Genomic DNA, 17,467 nt, shown 5'->3' with positions numbered 1-17,467 from the left:
AACTATACATTTGGATAGCCCTCCTGCCTTAATTGGGATATATGGCAAAATAGCAAGTCCATCGGCAGGCAACAATCGTCCTTATTTACTCCCAATGTACGTCATTCTATTAAAAATCAATCCAATATATCCAATTCACCCATACATACCGGACTGTTTTTCCGGGTGGTTTGCCCCTGTAAAACGAACGTTGGGCGGAGAAAGCCGCGAACGCTGAATTTCAGGCGATAAAATAGTATTTTTGTCCCTAAATTTTTCCCGATGGAAATTGCTCCCGGCCCCTTACTTAAAATGATCAACTCACCGGCAGATGTAAAGCAGCTCAGCAAAGAGCAGCTCCATCAACTGTGTGATGAGTTGCGCCAATATATCATCGATGTGGTGAGCGTACACGGAGGTCACTTTGCCGCCAGTCTTGGAGTGGTAGAACTCTCTGTAGCCCTGCATTATATCTACAATACCCCGTACGATCAACTCGTGTGGGACGTAGGCCACCAGGCTTATGGTCACAAGATACTTACCGGCCGCCGGGATAATTTTAGCACCAATCGTAAATACAACGGTCTTAGCGGCTTTCCTAAAAGATCCGAAAGCGAATACGACACATTTGGTGTAGGCCATTCATCCACGTCTATTTCAGCTGCGTTGGGTATGGCCATGGCTGCCCGGCATAAAGGGGAGAACCGCAAGTCGGTGGCCATCATCGGCGATGGAGCTATGACCGCTGGCCTCGCCTTCGAAGGGATGAACCATGCAGGCGTCACCGATGCCGACATGCTCATTATCCTCAATGATAACAACATGAGCATCGACCCCAATGTGGGCGCCCTCAAGGAATACCTTACCGATATCTCTACCTCTCACACGTACAACCGGCTTAAAGACGATATCTGGAAGGCGCTGGGTAAATTGCCTGTAGGCAAGAATTTTACCCGCGATATGGCTTCCAAACTGGAACATAGCGTTAAAGGTTTTGTGAACAAGAGCAGCAATCTCTTTGAAGCCCTGAAGCTCCGTTACTTTGGCCCTATCGACGGACACAATATCACCAAGCTGGTAGATACCCTCCAGGACCTCAAGAAAATACCCGGACCAAAGATCCTGCATATCGTTACCGTTAAGGGTAAGGGATATTCGCTGGCCGAAAAGGACCAAACCAAATGGCACGCCCCCGGCCTCTTCGATAAGATCACCGGAGAGATCTACAAAAAGACATTCGAAACCAAGCAGCCACCTAAATACCAGGACGTATTTGGACATACCATCATCGAACTGGCCGAAAAGAACCCCAACGTATTTGGCATTACACCTGCCATGCCATCCGGTTCCTCGCTCAAATTCATGATGGCGCAAATGCCCGACAGGGCCATCGATGTAGGCATCTGCGAACAGCATGCCGTTACGCTCAGCGCAGGTATGGCTACCCAGGGGCTGAAAGTGTTCTGCAATATTTACTCATCCTTCATGCAAAGGGCTTACGACCAGGTAGTGCATGATGTAGCGATACAGAAACTACCGGTGATCCTCTGCCTCGACCGCGCAGGTTTGGTAGGCGAAGACGGCCCCACGCACCATGGCGCTTACGATATCCCGTATTTCCGTTGTATACCCAATATGGTCATCAGCGCGCCCATGAATGAAAGTGAGCTGCGCAACCTGATGTATACCGCCCAGCTGGATAGTAACACCCTGCCGGTAGTAATACGCTACCCCCGCGGCGAAGGTGTAATGCCCGAATGGCGTACACCGTTTGAGGAAATCCCCATCGGCAAAGGACGCAAGCTGAAAGACGGCGAAGACATCGCCATCCTTACACTCGGCCATCCCGGCAACTTTGCCACCACCGCCATCCGTGAATTGAAGACCGAAGGCCTCAACCCGGCCCATTATGACATGCGATTCGCCAAACCGTTAGACGAAGCGCTCCTCCACGAAGTGTTCAGTAAGTACGATAAAGTGATCACCGTTGAAGACGGCACCATCGTTGGTGGCTTCGGCAGCGCTGTGCTGGAGTTTATGGCGCAGCACAACTATCGCGCTACGGTGAAAATGCTCGGCATCCCCGACAGGCTGGTAGAGCATGGCACACCTAAAGAACTCCACCGCGAATGTGGCTACGATGCGGCCGGCATAGCACAGGCCGTGCGTGAAATGATGAAAGACAAAGTAACGGTAGGGCACCTCCTGCAATAAGAAGTAATTCAACCATATGTTCAACCCCGGATGCCACAAAGCGCCGGGGTTATTTTTTGAATCCCCCCGCAATTCACCTGCCCTGGCCCCTTCCCCTTTTCTTCTGAAATCTTTAACAACAAATTCCCACTGTTTTTTTATGGAGAAACGTTCCTACGGCATCTGATCCTTTGCTTTAATCCCCAATACATGAAACGAATATTGCTGTGGGCGTTCGCCTCCCTGCTGCTGGTCGTCGCTGCCAGCGCCGCCTGGTATTATACCAAAATGAACCCATCAGCCAAAGCCGCCCGAACGAAAGTGGCGACACTCAACAGCAACAAAAAGCTGACACTCAAACTGTCCTCCAGGGCAAAAGAAGCGCGGCAGTATGCTACGCTGAACAAATACAACGCGCAGTATTGTTTCCTGATAGATATGAGCATCGAATCGGGCCTCAACCGGTTCTTCGTATACGACCTGCAAAAAGATTCCATACTCGACGCCGGCCTGGTTACCCATGGGAGGTGCAACGAGGATTGGCTTGCTGGCCGGCGCTATGGCAACACCGTTGGCTGCGGGTGCACATCACTGGGGAAATACAAGATCGGCAACCCATATAAGGGAAGGTTCGGCCTCGCTTATAAACTACACGGGCTCGAGACCACTAATAACAATGCTTTCAAAAGGTATGTCGTATTACATTCGCACGAGTGTGTGCCGGCCGCCGAAGTAAACCCCTATCCTATTTGTCAAAGTGATGGCTGCCCCACGGTGGCACCACACTTCCTAAAAAAACTGGCCGCAACGATCGATGGATCGTCACGGCCAATACTGTTATGGATCTTTGAATAAACGACTCCTCAATAGTCCAACACACCCATTTTTCCAATCTCATAATTCCTGATCGCCTCCTGGATCTCTTCAAAACTATTCATCACAAAGGGTCCATAACTTACCACTTTCTCCTTGATCGGCTCACCACCAAATAATATGAAGTCGGCATCGGTAACCGCAGTTACCACCACCTGGTCTCCATCGATCTGGAAGTCGGCAAGCTGACCAGCTTTCACTTCTTCACCAACCAGTTTCAATTTTCCATTCAAAATATATAAAGCCGCGCTGTACGAATTTTCAACGGGCAGGGTAAACAAAGTACCCGCCTTGACCTTCACATGGTGCAGGAACATCGGCGTATGGGTAGCAATCGGAGACGACTGTCCGTTATACGTACCGATCAACGTTTTCACCCAAAGACCTTCACCGGTCTGTTCGGGCAGGCTGCCAGCGGCATAGTGCCTGAAAGAGGCATCCAGTGTTTTCTTGTCCGAAGGCAGATTGATCCAGATCTGTAACAATTGTACAGTACCGCCTTTTTGCAGGAAATGGGCAGTAGGCCCTTCGGAGTGAACAATACCGTTACCGGAAGTCATCCAGTTGATATCGCCGCCCGTGGCCACCTGATTGTGTCCTTTACTGTCTCTGTGAAAGAACTCTCCATCCAGCAAATACGTCACCACTTCAAAACCAGCATGTGGATGGGGCGGCAACCTCAGTTCGGCGCTAGCCTCGACCACGTTGGGAGTCATGTGGTGAATAAGCAGGAAGGGATCTACCTGCTTCAACGTACGGGTAGGCAACACATTCTTAATTTTAAACGGTCCTACATGTTCATTGCTAGCATCAGTGATTTGAGCCACTGTTCTGGTAGTCATAAAAAAAGCTCCTTTTTGATTAGTTACGGGTAAAACAATGTGGTTCAGCGTTCAAACACCAACTATTGTACCTATTCCAAACTGGCAGTAAAAAGGAAGCTTTTCGGGTCTTTTAGGCATGCAAATGGGAGAATTACCGACGCATCGGCAGACAGCTGTAGGTGCACAAGCTCACAGTAAAGCAATGCCATGTTACCCTTCGCAGGCAGCAGGAACTGGTTTTCGCCGGAAGGGCGGAAGAGCCACTAAAACCAAATAAGAGTTCCTGACTTATGAACGGGGGGCATTTTCGTCCGAATCGCCTTCAGCAGATGCTGAATCATCGCTATCGCCTTCACTATCATCCTGTTGATCTTCCACAGCCCCTGAATCTTCGGAAGGCTGATCGGCATCCTCATCTTCAATGGTCGCTTCCTGGTCGTTGGCGGCTTCACTGGCAAACAGGCCAACCAGGGGAGCACCGTCGGCCGGCGGCTCCATACCGAGGGTTCTGGCGTCAAAGATGGGATCTTCTTCGCGGTGCTCGTTGAATTCGAGTAGGAAATTATTGCGGCCTTCCCCTACCATCAGGCTCATATAGCGCATCTGCACCAGTTCGAGCATGGACAGGAAAAGGAAAATAGCATGGATACGATCTTCGCAAATAGTGAAGACCTTTTCGAACGACATCACCTTTTCTTTCTTTACCTGCGAGAGCATGTATTCACGACTGCCCTCCATCGTATAGTTGTAGCGCACTACAGTATGCACCGGCTTTTTATTCCTTTGCTCCAGTTTCTTCATGACCTTTTCGAAGGTCTTCATCAACTTGAACAAGGTGATGGTCTGGATCTCAGTGCCTTCGCCCGATTCTTCGCCGATGGTCGACAGTTCCTTCTGCAGGTTACCGCGCCTTACCATCAGCATCCGGATGGCTTCCATTTCGGCCATGCGTACAGAAGCTTCTTTAAAACGTTTGTATTCAAGGATCTTATCGACGAGCTCCTGGCGGGGATCGATCTCGTTACCCTGGGCATCCAGTTCCTTACGCGGCAACAGCATCTTTGCTTTGATCCGCATCAGGGTGGAAACGAACAGGATGAACTCACTCGACAATTCGATATTTAAAGCCTGGCCTCCATGAATGTAATCCATGAAGTCCTTGATGATCTTGGTAATAGGTATATTATAAATATCCAGTTCGTCCCGCTCAATAAAGAATAACAGGAGGTCGAATGGGCCTTCAAACTGCGGTAATTTGATCTGGTAACTGGATTGATTCACACGTACGTATTTAGAAAAAGAAATGTCCGGCCGGACAGGGCCGGGCGGACAAATGTAAGCAAATCCCTGTTTAGAATTTTGCAGAAAAACCCACAGCCAGCAGCGACCTTACCTGGGTAGCGGCGGAGTTATTGTTGTCGCCAAACTGCCGCACATCATCGTCATATATCAAATCAAGGTTATAAGTAACATTCAGGAACTTATTCACTTTCATCACGATCGTGTTGGTCCAGAAGACGTCGATATTCTGAGGTTTGGGACTAACCTCCTCGATCAGCAACTGATCTGGTCCCGTTGGGGTGAACCGATAGGTTTTGAGGTAGTTGGAATATAGATCGAGGCGACTTTTGTAGGAAACGTTCTTAAAGATCTCCTTATTGAAATTGATGGAAGCATAGGCGCCTGCTTCACATTTCACTTTACGGGCCGGATCTACGCCATAGTTAGTTGACAAGGGAGCTTCATAACCGCCACCGGCAGGTCCGGGGTCGCCATTGGGATAATAATAGCTCTTGGGATCATTGGTAACAAATACAAAGCGCGTAGAGATCGGCGAAACAAATACACTGAAATATTGGGTGGGATGCCAATCGATACCCGGCGCAATGACCAGGTAAGCAGGGGCGAACCAGCCAGATATCCTGCGTTTGACATCCTTGCCGCGGTAATCATAATCGAAACCATCCGAAAACTGCGAGCGGAAGTTAACGACGCCGGCAATGCTTAGCGTTTTTGAGAGCTCATGCCCCAGCTTGCTGTAGAGATCGATCTTATCATCGGTTTTCCGAACACCTTGCGAGGTGGTATTCACCATAGCATAACCGAGGTCGAGACTGTTGTTCCAGTAAAACCTATTTTTCTTGTAGTTGGCATATACACTCAGGTAAGCAGCAATAGTAAAGGAAAACTTTTCGGCACCAGCCGCCCAGTTCTTACTGCCGCCCTGCCCAACATTGAGCGTGAATGTTCCTCCCTTTCGCCATCCCGATTTATGGGCTGTGTCTTCTGCCAGCTTCTTTTCAGCCTGTGACCTTATATCCTTAAGCTCTGCATCCTGTGCCTGGCTTACCATGAAAGACATACTGATCCCCATGAGTAAAACTAATCTTCTCATATATTATTCAAGTTTGATTCTACCTTAATCTGTTGAAATAATACTACCAGCCAGAGTCAAGTGCTTAACCATTAATTGCCTGATGCATTGAATGTAACCGCGAAATCGCCGTTATCCTTTTCGCTTCAATTCGTCGCGTATCTCGGCCAGCAATTTTTCGGAGGTTGTAGGAGCTGGGGGTGCCGCCGGAGCCTCTTCTTCTTTTTTCTTCATTCTGTTGATCCCCTTGATCAATAAAAAGAGTACAAAGGCAACGATGATAAAATTAAGAACCGCGGAAATGAACACACCGTATTTAACGGTACCAAACATGGTAAGGTCTTCCAGTTTGTTGAGATGTGCAGCCTCCAGCAAAGGCTTTAAGATTAATGGAGTAATTACATCATCAACCAAAGAACTAACGATTTTTCCAAAAGCAGCGCCTATGATCACACCAACAGCCAGGTCTACAACATTGCCCTTCATGGCAAACTGTTTAAATTCAGATACCATTCCCATGTTTAGTTGTTTTAACGTTAGAAAATAAAAGCTATAGTAAATTACCTAATATATAAGAAATAGCAATGGCAGAACTTAACCGTGAGTGGGTATTTCAGTGGAGTTGGATACAGTGTTACTAACCTTGGCGGCCAATAGAAGAAAGCTTGCAAAATGACATGCAAATAATCGACCAATCAGAAAGTTGTTGTGCTTTTTTTCAAACCAGGATACTTCATGTCGAGCTTTTTAAGCGTTTCAAGCAATGAAGATGCAACAATATATTCCTTGTACCAGTTCTGGTCGGCTGGCACAATGATCCAGGGCACTTCATTGCAATACTCAAAACAATCTTCGTAAGCAGCACGGTAATCTTTCAACATGGCCGCTTCCTTGAAATCATTCTCGTTGTACTTCCACTGCTTTTTGGGATCGTTGATCCTTTCATTAAGCCGCTCCTGCTGCTCCTCGGACGATACATGCAGGTAGAATTTAAGTATCCGGGTATTGTTGTGCTCTTCCAGTAGTCGCTCGAAATCGTTAATGGCCTTCATACGCTTACGCGCTGTGTCGTCATCGATCCATTTATGCACGCGCGTGATCAATATATCCTCATATTGCGAGCGATTGAAGATCTGGATCATCCCTTTGGCTGGAGCCGCTTCATGCACCCGCCATAGGAAGTCGTGGCTCAATTCAGCCGCCGTGGGTGTTTTAAAGGATTTGACAGTAATACCCTGCGGGTTCATGGAGGTAAATACATCGCGGATCAGGCCATCTTTTCCACTGGCATCGGGTCCCTGCAGGATCACCAGGATCGCGTGCTTCGACTCGGCATACAACAGGTTCTGCAGGTCGTCCAACTCTTCAAGGATGGCCTGCGTCTTTACTTTCGTAGCCTCTTTGTCAAAATCCTTTGGTGCACGGGTTGAAGTATCGGACAACTTGATCTTTCCCATAGGTAACTGTTTAAGACAATTAAGGTATCGTATTTTGGTCTAATAAAAAAAGCCACACCGTGCGATGGTGTGGCCAAATATGATAAGATCTTTAAACTGTTTTATACAGTCATAATATCCTTTTCTTTGGCAGCAAGGTGCTTGTCGACCAGTGAAATGTATTTGTCGGTCATCGTTTGCATATCCTTTTCCGCATCCTTCGCAGCATCTTCGCTCAAGCCATCTTTCTGCAGTTTCTTGATCTGCTCCATGGCATCGCGGCGGATGTTACGAATAGCTACCTTGGAATGTTCGCCTTCACTCTGTGCACGCTTTACCAGTTCACGACGACGTTCTTCGGTTAAAGGAGGCATGAACAAGCGGATCATAACACCGTCGTTCTGCGGGTTGATACCGATGTTTGAATTGATGATGGCGCGCTCGATGGGCTGCAGCATATTCTTTTCCCAGGGCTGGATGCTCAGGGTGCGGGCATCGGCCACGGAGATATTGCCTACCTGGTTGATCGGAGTTGGAGTGCCATAGTAATCCACAACAATACCGTCAATGATACTGGGGCTGGCTTTGCCGGCCCTCACCTTCACCAGTTCCGACTCGAGGTGGGTGATCGCTTTATCCATGGCTTCCTGCGCCTGTCCTTCAATTATAATTAACTCGTCTGACATAAAGTTTGAATGTTGATGCGCTGCAAATGTAGGAAGAATACAGAATTTTGCGATCAGAATACGCTAACCTGCACAGAATTAGCCACTGACAGGCAAAAGCGTATACTCCGGGCGGTCACCACCAACCGGCCGGCATGGCGGTAAAAAACGACTTAATTCTTTTGTTCGAGGATCGTGTCTTTGGTGAGCGGTACAATACGGGAGTTCTTATTATCGGGCTCTACCGAACGGGCCACAAAGAGGCGTGGTCTCGGACGGGTATAGTAGAGCGCCGCAATACCCGAAAAGAAGATCAGCACAATAGCCAGGATGATCCAGGTACAGCCACTGTCGCGCAGGGCATACGAGACCACGATGGCCAGCAGGTTGATCGTAACCAGGGTAAGCGTAATAGAACGGTGCGAAAGCCCTTTGTCCAGCAATAAATGGTGAACGTGGTTGCGGTCGGGGCTAAACGGTGAGCGCCTGTTGACAATACGAATAGCGAATACCCGTAATGTGTCGAGCAGGGGGATCATCAGGATCGCGAACCCGATAGCGGGCGAAGCCACAATAGGGTAAGGCACATTCACGGCATTGGCCACTTCGATAAACTTAACAACCAATATCGAATTGATCAAACCGATCAGTAACGAGCCCGTATCGCCCATGAATATCTTAGCCGGATGAAAATTGAAGATAAGAAATGCCGCCAGGCTACCAGCCAACGCAAAAGCGAGGATGGAATAGGCCGGCATATTGATCTGTAAAAAATAGAATCCAAACACGGTAGAGGCCATCAAACCCAGGCTCCCCGCCAGTCCATCGATACCGTCAATGAGGTTGAATGAATTGACGATCACGATGATCGTAAAGTAGGTAAGCAGCAGGCTGAAAGATTCGGGCAATTCATGAATACCCATGAAACCATGCATGCTTCTGATCTGCACATTGCCTTTATAAATGATCAGAAAGGCCGCCAGTACCTGCCCAATGAATTTCTTGATGGGCGATATCACCAGGATATCATCCTTCAATCCAAGGAAGAAGATCACGAAACTCGCTGCCAGGAAATATTGAAACTCGGGAGAAGTATGAAATTGAATAGCGATCAAACAAGCCATCACGAAACCGGCATATATACCCAGGCCGCCAAGCGAGGGAATTGGATTCTGGTGGATCTTGCGCTCATTAGGTAGGTCAAATAGCTTTTTCCGTTCCGCTACTGTAATAATAACCGGAATTGCCAAAAAAGTAATAGTGAAGGAGATAGCTATTGATAGTAATACATCAAACATTAGCCAGGTTTTGGTGACCAAATTTATCTACGTGCTGCTAATCAGGGCCGTTGGGGCAAATTTGGTGCCGGCAGCAAAACTACGGCCTATTTCTGAAATAACAACTTCTCTAATAAGTACTTTATTGTTACACCGGACGTTTAGTTGCCAAAAACAATAAAAAAATTGGTCCTATTTATTGGCCAAAAGTAAATTCCTGTAGTTTTGCTTCCACATTTTAAAGATAGCTTATGCCCCCATTAAAAGACATTGCCACTCAGATCAGGCGCGATATAGTTCGGATGGTACATGGTGCTGCCAGCGGTCACCCCGGTGGTTCACTGGGTTGTACGGATTACTTTACTGCCTTATACTTTAAGGTAATGCACCACAATCCGCAGTTCAACATGGACGCCACCAACGAAGACGTATTCGTGCTTTCCAATGGACACATCTCTCCCGTTTATTACTCCACACTCGCCCGGGCAGGCTATTTCGACATCAAAGAACTGGCCACGTTCCGTAAGCTCGACTCAAGATTGCAGGGCCACCCCGCAACACACGAACACCTGCCAGGCATCCGCATCGCCTCCGGTTCACTGGGCCAGGGTATGAGCGTAGCCATCGGCGCCGCACTCACGAAAAAACTGAATGGGGAGAAAACGGTCGTATATTCCCTACATGGCGACGGAGAACTCGATGAAGGCCAAAACTGGGAAGCCATTATGTTTGCGGCTCACCACAAAGTGGACAACCTCATCTCTACTGTAGACTGGAACGGTCAGCAAATTGACGGACCTACCAATAAGGTAATGAACCTCCTCGACCTTGGCGCCAAATTCGACGCCTTCGGCTGGGAAGTGATCCGCCTCGAAAAAGGTAATGATGTAGACGCTGTAGTAGCAGCCCTTGAAAAAGCCAAGACCTTCGTAGGCAAGGGCAAGCCCATTGCTATCCTCATGACCACCGCCATGGGTGCAGGTGTAGACTTCATGCAAGGATCGCACGAATGGCATGGCATCGCCCCCAACGACGAGCAATTGGCCAAAGCTTTGGCTCAATTGCCCGAAACACTGGGCGACTACTAAGCCTACCAGAAATTCGATCTTCGATATTTCAACATAAAAAACCGGAATGCGCGACGAGCACATTCCGGTTTTGTTTTAGATCAATTATTTCCCTATCCGGGACTACCCCTTAAAGGCCGGGTTGAACCAGGCCATCGGGATATCCGCTTCGTATCCACCTCCATCGCTGGCGATACGCCTTTCAAAACGGCCCTCTTTCACAAATCCAAGTTGCTCGTAAAAGCGCAAAGCCCGTTCATTGCTTTCTTTCGCCACCAATTCTATACGGAGTATCTGAGGATGTCGCAGCTCCACCTCTTTCAGCAGGGTCTCAAAGAGCTGCCTGCCAATACCGTGCTCCTGAAAGGCCGGGTGCACCACCACCGTAAGATCGCTCAGTACATGACTAAAGACCATCGGCTCCATCCGGCAAGTGTGTATTTCTGCCACCAGCAAGCCATTCACCGCCTCCTGCGCCACGAGGATAATACCCCGCTCAATGCTTTTTTTAATAAAGGAACGCACATATTGGTCCGTAACCTCCTCGGTTCGGCGGGCAATACCCGTTCCCTGTATAGTTACCGCATGATATAAAGCCCGGATAGCTTCCAGGTCGTCCAGCGTGGCATAACGAATTTCAACAGGCTGCATAAAGCATTTTAAATGGATTACGGATCGGGAGGGTCAAATCAGCTCTTGAGTTCGATAGGCTGCAGGGCCGCCTTGCGCGAAGGGAACCAGGAAGCAATAAACGCCACCAGGAACACCGTAACGACCACCAGCAGGAAATCGCCGGCCACCAACTTGACAGGATAGTAGTTGATGAGGAACGTGCCGCCCTCCAGCTTGATCAGTTCAAATTGTACCTGTGCCCAGCAGAAGATCACCGCCAGCACAATACCGGCAATAGCACCGATGCCTGCCAGCAACAACCCTTCACTGAGGAATATCTTTTGAATAAGGCCGCGGTTGGCCCCCATTGCTTTCAATACCTGGATATCTTTTTGTTTCTCCAGCACCAGCATCGTCAGGCCGCCAATCATGGTGAAGGCCGCCACTATCAGCATCAATGTAAGTATGCCGTAGATCGCCCACTTTTCGAGCGTCATAACGCTGTACAAACTCTTATTCTGCTCATACCTCGTTTCCACCACATAGCCGTCGCCAAAGAGTTGCCGGATGGCTTTGCTGGCAGCATCTGCCTTGCTTTCATCGCTTACCGCTACCTCGATATGGCTGCACTCATTATCTTTTAGCGACAGCATATGTCGCATAAAATCGATATTGGTGATTGCATATTTATTATCAATATCTGCCTGGATAAGGAAAGCACCCGCCGTAGAAATATTCTCAGTAGCTACCGACCCGTACAGGTCCATCACATTGGCAGATGCCCCGCCTTTAAATATATACGCGAGCAGTGGAAAGATATTCTTGTCCGATTGCACCCCCAGCGCACCCTCTACCCCATTGCCAAGCACAATGAACGGCCGCGCAGCATCGCCTGTATTGAACTCGCCGCGGATCATATTATCCGCTACGCCGGTAACCCTGGTATAAGCGCTATCGACTCCCTTCAGTACCACCGGTTGCTGAATGTCGCCATTCAGCAATAAGGTCTTTTCCTCCACCACGGCGGTATAACTTACCACGTCTTTCACTGCCGACAACTGTTTCCATTGTTCCGGCGAAACCGTAATGGTCTTGGTACCTGCTTTCGGAGAAATAAGTACATGGGGATAGAAAGAAGAATACAGCGACTTCACCAGCCCTTCAAAACCATTGAATACACTCAACACCACCACAAAGGCAAACGTGATACACATGATCGCCACCATGCTGATCCACGCAATGATGTTGATGGCATTGGTCGATTTTTTTGCTTTAAAATAGCGCCAGGCAAAGAGGAAATTCATCTCGGATGCAGAATTTAGGATGTTGAAAGGTTTCAAAGGGATCGGCCCGGTGTATAGGTCTGTTCATCGAATCAACCGGCACTCGTCAACCGCATGTACCCAACGGGTGTGGGCCTTGCCAGGCTACTGCCGGTCCCGGAATCGCAACATGAGCACCGAAACAACCACCAGTTACGGTTGAGTACCTTCCTCGTCTTTCTTGTCCTCGTTGATCTTTTTGAAGATATCTTCCATCTTGAACACATGGTCGAGAGTATCGTCCAGGTAGAACCTCAGTTCGGGCATACGGCGGAGTTGCTTGGCCACACGGGCGGTAAGCTCTTTTTTGATCTCCCACGACCGGTCTTCAATCTTCTTCAGCGCACCCTGCGCGTCGCCTACCTGAAACAGGCTCAGGTAAATACGACACTCCAGCAGATCGGGGGTCATTTTCACAGAAACGATCGAAACCATGCCGCCATTGATCATGGTAAGCCCCAGCCGCTGAAATATACTATTCAATTCTTCGTTCAATAAGCCGGCTATTTGCTTTTGGCGCTTCCCTTCTTGCATATCATTAACGATTTAATCGTGGTAAAATTAGTTACTTTGCGCTGTTTATCGCCATTCCAGCCAATGAATTGCGCCAATAACCGTTCCACGGTACCGGCAAATGGCTCGAATCAGCACCCATTATTTGAACTATTTTAACATACATGAAGCGGTTTTCAACGATTTTAAAGTACCTGAAGGATAGGAAAGGACAAATTGGATTATACGGGCTCTTTGTCCTGCTGTCAATAGTATTCTCACTCGTATCACTCGGTATGCTGGGGCCTTTTCTGAAACTCCTGTTCAATCAAAACCCTCAAACGATCGCCAAGCCGGAAAGTGTAACCTTTTCAGCCTCCAGCGTACTGGAAAACCTGCAGTATATAATTCAACAATTGATCGCTGAACACAACAAAGTGTACGCCCTGGCTTTTATCTGTATTATTGTAGTGGTGGCGATATTCTTCAAAAACCTGTTCACCTATCTTTCATTCCGGGTGCTGGCGCCCATGCGCAACCACGTCATGACCCGCCTGCGCAGTGACCTGTATGTTAAGATCCTTCAATTGCCCATTGGATACTTTACCGAACAACGAAAGGGCGATATCATCAGCCGCATGAGCAACGATGCCAATGAAGTGGAATGGAGCGTAATGAGCACCTTGGAAGGCCTCATTCGCGAACCTATGACGATCCTCATCATCCTTGGAGCGCTGATCTTCCTCAGCCCGATGTTATCATTATTCGTGTTCGTGTTGCTGCCCATCATGGGTTTCGTGATCGGCCGGTTGAGCCGCTCGCTTAAAAAGCAATCGACTCAATCGCAGGAAAAACTGGGTGTGTTGATGTCCATACTCGATGAAACCCTCACCGGCCTGCGGGTGATAAAAGCCTTCAATGCAGAAAAGATATTGCAAAGCAAGTTCCTGGAAAACAACCACGCCCTCAACCATATCCGTAACAAAATGAACTTCCGGCGCGACCTGGCCTCTCCCATGTCCGAATTCATGGGCGTACTGGTATTAAGTTCCATTCTCTGGTTTGGTGGCCGGCTCGTCTTGGGCGACGGAGGTGTTGGCCTTGGCCTGAAGCCAGAAGGCTTTATCACTTATATCATATTCTTCACGCAGATCATCAACCCAGCCAAATCGCTGTCAACCGCGTTCTACAACGCACAACGGGGCAGCGCAGCCATTCAGCGTATTGAAGAGGTATTATCTGCGCCCGTTGTTGTCGAAGAATCAGCCACACCCCAAATACTCACCGGCTTCAATAACAGCATCGAGTTCCGTAACGTTACTTTCAAATACGAGGATATCACCATTCTCGACAATATCAACCTCACTATCGGGAAAGGTAAAACGGTCGCCCTGGTGGGCTCTTCCGGCGCTGGCAAATCTACCCTGGCCGATCTTATCCCCCGATTCCACGATGTAACCACCGGCGAGCTGCTCATCGATGGTATCAACATCAAGGAATATTCCCTGCTCTCCCTCCGCGACCAGATGGGCATTGTAACGCAGGAACCCATTCTCTTCAACGATACCGTCGCCAACAATATCGCCCTCGGTAACCCCGTGGCCACCATCGATGAAATTGAACAGGCAGCACGCATCGCCAACGCCCATGATTTCATCATGCACAAAGAGGAGAACTATCAAACCAATATCGGCGACCGCGGCAGTAAGCTGAGCGGTGGCGAACGCCAGCGCGTAACCATCGCCCGGGCCGTATTGAAGAACCCTCCCATCCTCATACTCGACGAAGCCACCTCATCGCTCGATACCGAAAGCGAACGCCTGGTACAGGATGCCATCAACAAAATGATGGCCAACCGCACCAGTATCGTCATCGCACACCGGCTCAGCACCATCCGCCATGCCGATGAGATCATCGTATTACAAAAAGGCAAGATTGTACAACGCGGCACCCACGACCAGCTCTTGGAACAGGAAGGATTGTACCGCAAACTGGTGGAAATGCAGGAGGTTAAGTAGACCCTGACCACTTATCAAAAAAAGCGGGCTAACCCTCGCCAATTCTTGCATTTTCGTACATTCACCGCTTCAATATTTTCATTACATGAGAAAACTATTTCTATTCGGCACTGCCGGCTTACTGTTATTAGCTGGAACTAATTCAGCAACAGCCCAGAAGAAGGAGTTCACCTACGAACAACTCTTCAAAACACCGGTATCCGGCATCACGAAGCCCCTGCCTGTGATCCGTGGATGGGTCAACGACGAAAGCTATATCGAGCAGCAAAAAGACGCCAGCGGTAACGCCGCATTCGTTGCTGTAAACGTTAAATCGGGTAAATCCACTCCTTATACAGGAGCGGTTCCTTCCGAACAACGCCAGCAAGCGGTACCGGCTATCGGCATACCCGATGCCCGCAACATCACCGCATCTCCCGACGGCAAATTCTTCGCCTTTACCAAAAAGGACAATAACCTTTATATCATGGAGCTCGCCTCCAAAAAAGTAACCCAGGTTACCAAAGATGGCTCCGAAACCATCCTCAATGGTTACGCATCCTGGGTATACTATGAAGAGATCCTCGGCCGCGCCAGCCGCTACAAAGCATTCTGGTGGAGCCCCGATAGCAAGAACGTTTGCTATATGCGCTTCGACGATTCCAAAGTACCCGTTTTCCCCATTTATGTATTGGATGGTCAGGACGGATACCTCGAGAACGAGCGTTACCCCAAAGCAGGCGAAAAGAATCCCGAAGTAAAGATCGGTGTAGCGTCTGCTGAAACCGGCGCCACAGTATGGGCCGATTTCAACCAACAGGAAGATCAGTACTTTGGTGCACCTTACTGGACACCTGATGGCCAGCTCTGGGCACAATGGATGAACCGCGACCAGAACAAACTGGTACTCTACAATATCAACCTCACCAGCGGCGCTAAAGATGCCGTGTATACTGAAGAGCAGAAAACCTGGATCGACCTCGACGAAGCCAGCCGCATCGAGTTCCTCTCTGCCGGCAAAGGCTTTATCCTGAAAAGCGATAAGGATGGCTGGGAGAATTTATACTACCACGACAATACCGGTAAACTGATCAACCAGATCACTACCGGAACTCTCTGGGGCACATCAATAGTTAAGGTTGATGAAAAAGCCAAACTGGTTTACTTCCGTGCCCGTAAAGAGAACTCTGCCCGTTTCGACTTTTACAAGGTCGGCCTGGACGGTAAAAACCTCACCCGCCTCAGCTTCGGCGATTACTCACACGATCAGGTGAACCTGTCGCCCAACGGCAAGTATTTCATCACCACCTATTCTAACCTGGGCACACCGCCCGCTATGGCGCTGGTAGATGCAAAGGGCAAGCAGATCCGTGTACTCGGCGACAGCAAGGGTAGCGACTTCGATACCTACGCATTGCCTAAAACAGAATTGGTGCGCGTAAAATCCGACGACGGCGTATTCGAACTGCCCGTAACCATCACCTATCCTGTCAACTTTGATCCCAATAAGAAATACCCTGTACTCGTAAGCATTTACGGCGGCCCCAATGCCGGCACGGTGTATGATCGCTGGAAACCAACCGGAGGTGCCACCCAATGGTGGGCCCAGGAAGGCATGATACAGGTAGCATTCGACAACCGCAGCAGCGGTCACTTCGGCAAGATAGGTCTCAACTATATCCACCGCCAGCTCGGCAAGTGGGAAATTGAAGACTATATGGCCTGCGGTAAATGGTTAAAGAAGCAATCCTGGGTCGATAGCAACAAGCTAGCTATGACCGGCGGCAGCTTCGGCGGTTACATGACCTGCATGGCCCTCACGTATGGCGCCAGCGTGTTTAACTATGGTATAGCCAATGCTTCCGTTACCGACTGGCAGTTTTATGATACCCACTACACAGAACGTTTCATGGATACGCCGAAAGACAATGCAGAAGGTTACAAGAACACCGCTGTAATGTCTTATGCCGCACAATACAAGGGACTGCTCCGTGTGGTACACGGTACATCCGACGACAATGTACACATGCAGAACAGCCTTACGCTGATCGATAAAATGCAGAACCTGGGCAAGCGCTTCGAGTTCATGGTATATCCCGGTGAAAGGCACGGTATTGGTGGCAATAACGCAAAGAAAGCCCTGCACAACCGCAACGAGGCATACGCTTTCTGGTACAAGAACCTCCTGGGCAAACCAATGCCAGCACAGTTCCTCGATACCGAGAACAGCGGCAACCGCAGAGGATTCTAATCTGACTTAAAATACTGCTCATAAAAAAGGAGACCGTTTCGCGACGGTCTCTTTTTATACAGACTCATCACCGGCTCTATATCCCAGTTTAACCGGAGGCCGCTA

Annotated in this window: 15 protein-coding genes; 5 read left to right on the top strand and 10 right to left on the bottom strand. The window is 49.0% G+C overall.

Features of this window, described 5'->3' with window-relative positions:
- Positions 1-261 precede the first annotated feature (261 nt).
- Positions 262-2,193 (top strand): 1-deoxy-D-xylulose-5-phosphate synthase, encoded by a 1,932-nt coding sequence (gene dxs / locus P2H89_RS01715; protein ID WP_275824741.1) that lies wholly within the window; start codon positions 262-264, stop codon positions 2,191-2,193.
- Positions 2,194-2,382: 189 nt separating this feature from the next.
- Positions 2,383-3,027, top strand: a complete 645-nt coding sequence (locus P2H89_RS01710) for a murein L,D-transpeptidase catalytic domain-containing protein (protein ID WP_275824740.1) — start codon at positions 2,383-2,385, stop codon at positions 3,025-3,027.
- A gap of 8 nt (positions 3,028-3,035) precedes the next feature.
- Here P2H89_RS01710 and P2H89_RS01705 read toward each other — a convergent pair whose 3' ends face one another.
- The 7 genes from P2H89_RS01705 to P2H89_RS01675 form a co-directional block, all read right to left on the bottom strand.
- Positions 3,036-3,887 (bottom strand): pirin family protein, encoded by an 852-nt coding sequence (locus P2H89_RS01705; protein WP_275824739.1) that lies wholly within the window; start codon positions 3,885-3,887, stop codon positions 3,036-3,038.
- 270 nt (positions 3,888-4,157) lie between these two features.
- Positions 4,158-5,150, bottom strand: coding sequence for a segregation/condensation protein A (locus P2H89_RS01700; RefSeq protein WP_275824738.1), 993 nt, complete (start codon positions 5,148-5,150; stop codon positions 4,158-4,160).
- A gap of 70 nt (positions 5,151-5,220) precedes the next feature.
- Entirely contained in the window at positions 5,221-6,264 is a 1,044-nt protein-coding gene (locus P2H89_RS01695; protein ID WP_275824737.1) for a DUF3078 domain-containing protein, read from the bottom strand.
- Between the two features lie 111 nt (positions 6,265-6,375).
- On the bottom strand, positions 6,376-6,762 hold the full coding sequence (gene mscL, locus P2H89_RS01690) for a large-conductance mechanosensitive channel protein MscL (protein ID WP_275824736.1): 387 nt from the start codon (positions 6,760-6,762) through the stop codon (positions 6,376-6,378).
- Between the two features lie 176 nt (positions 6,763-6,938).
- Positions 6,939-7,700: a PPK2 family polyphosphate kinase gene (locus tag P2H89_RS01685; RefSeq protein ID WP_275824735.1), complete on the bottom strand. Its 762-nt coding sequence runs from the start codon at positions 7,698-7,700 to the stop codon at positions 6,939-6,941.
- A 101-nt stretch (positions 7,701-7,801) separates the two neighbouring features.
- On the bottom strand, positions 7,802-8,365 hold the full coding sequence (gene frr, locus P2H89_RS01680; protein WP_275824734.1) for a ribosome recycling factor: 564 nt from the start codon (positions 8,363-8,365) through the stop codon (positions 7,802-7,804).
- A 152-nt stretch (positions 8,366-8,517) separates the two neighbouring features.
- Complete coding sequence (locus tag P2H89_RS01675) at positions 8,518-9,642, bottom strand: MraY family glycosyltransferase (protein ID WP_275824733.1); 1,125 nt, start codon at positions 9,640-9,642, stop codon at positions 8,518-8,520.
- A gap of 230 nt (positions 9,643-9,872) precedes the next feature.
- Between P2H89_RS01675 and P2H89_RS01670 the strand changes: the two genes are divergently transcribed.
- Positions 9,873-10,709: a transketolase gene (locus tag P2H89_RS01670; protein ID WP_275824732.1), complete on the top strand. Its 837-nt coding sequence runs from the start codon at positions 9,873-9,875 to the stop codon at positions 10,707-10,709.
- Positions 10,710-10,811: 102 nt separating this feature from the next.
- On the opposite strand, the gene P2H89_RS01665 is transcribed toward P2H89_RS01670, so the two are convergent.
- The 3 genes from P2H89_RS01665 to P2H89_RS01655 form a co-directional block, all read right to left on the bottom strand.
- Positions 10,812-11,339 carry an N-acetyltransferase gene (locus P2H89_RS01665; RefSeq protein WP_275824731.1) on the bottom strand — a complete coding sequence of 176 codons (528 nt, stop codon included), beginning with the start codon at positions 11,337-11,339 and terminating at the stop codon, positions 10,812-10,814.
- A gap of 38 nt (positions 11,340-11,377) precedes the next feature.
- Positions 11,378-12,604, bottom strand: a complete 1,227-nt coding sequence (locus P2H89_RS01660) for an FtsX-like permease family protein (protein WP_275824730.1) — start codon at positions 12,602-12,604, stop codon at positions 11,378-11,380.
- Between the two features lie 171 nt (positions 12,605-12,775).
- Positions 12,776-13,156 carry a ribosome-binding factor A gene (locus P2H89_RS01655; RefSeq protein ID WP_275824729.1) on the bottom strand — a complete coding sequence of 127 codons (381 nt, stop codon included), beginning with the start codon at positions 13,154-13,156 and terminating at the stop codon, positions 12,776-12,778.
- A 143-nt stretch (positions 13,157-13,299) separates the two neighbouring features.
- Between P2H89_RS01655 and P2H89_RS01650 the strand changes: the two genes are divergently transcribed.
- On the top strand, positions 13,300-15,132 hold the full coding sequence (locus tag P2H89_RS01650; RefSeq protein ID WP_275824728.1) for an ABC transporter ATP-binding protein: 1,833 nt from the start codon (positions 13,300-13,302) through the stop codon (positions 15,130-15,132).
- Between the two features lie 85 nt (positions 15,133-15,217).
- Complete coding sequence (locus tag P2H89_RS01645; protein ID WP_275824727.1) at positions 15,218-17,362, top strand: DPP IV N-terminal domain-containing protein; 2,145 nt, start codon at positions 15,218-15,220, stop codon at positions 17,360-17,362.
- Positions 17,363-17,467 lie beyond the last annotated feature (105 nt).

This window comes from Paraflavitalea sp. CAU 1676, from assembly GCF_029223285.1.
GTDB lineage: Bacteria > Bacteroidota > Bacteroidia > Chitinophagales > Chitinophagaceae > Paraflavitalea.
This window is presented reverse-complemented; position numbering and strand designations above follow the sequence as displayed.